General features: G+C 65.8%; 1 protein-coding gene. It reads left to right on the forward strand.

Going from position 1 to position 635, the window contains the following annotated elements:
* Positions 1-42: 42 nt before the first annotated feature.
* Positions 43-635, forward strand: a 593-nt coding sequence (gene tssI, locus VK92_RS38475; protein WP_231616494.1) for a type VI secretion system tip protein TssI/VgrG, incomplete at its 3' end; no start/stop codon positions are given.

The raw sequence follows: 635 nt of genomic DNA on the forward strand, positions 1-635 counted from the left end.
CCGGGCACCGCGTTCGACTTGATTGGCCACCCGCGTGAGGACATGAACCGCGGCTGGCGTCCGGTCAGCATCGTCCATCACGGCGTGCAATACACCAGCCAGGCGGAGGAGGGTGCTGACGCGCAGCAAGGCACGCACTACCGCTACGAAGCGGTGCTGGTGCCCGACGACGCGGAGTGGCGCGCCGAGCCGCTGCCGCGGCCGCGCATCGACGGCCCGCAGCCGGCGACCGTGGTCGGCCCCGAAGGCGAAGAGATCTACACCGACGCGTACGGCCGGGTGAAGGTGCAGTTCCCGTGGGATCGCGAGGGCAAGTACGACGAGCACAGCTCGTGCTGGATCCAGGTCGCGCAGAACTGGGCCGGCGCGACGTGGGGCCACATGGCGGTCCCGCGCATCGGGCAGGAAGTGATCGTGGTCAACCTGGATGGCGATCCGGACCAGCCTCTCATCATTGGGCGGGCGTACAACCGCTTGCAGTTGCCGCCGTACGAACTACCGCGACACAAGACGCGGATGACGATCAAGAGCCAGACGCACAAGGGCGACGGCTTCAACGAACTGCGCTTCGAGGACGAGAAGGATCAGGAAGAAATCTACGTTCACGCGCAGAAGGACCAGAACATCCACGTCAA

Source organism: Burkholderia sp. LK4, from assembly GCF_001043615.1.
Taxonomy (GTDB): domain Bacteria; phylum Pseudomonadota; class Gammaproteobacteria; order Burkholderiales; family Burkholderiaceae; genus Burkholderia; species Burkholderia cepacia.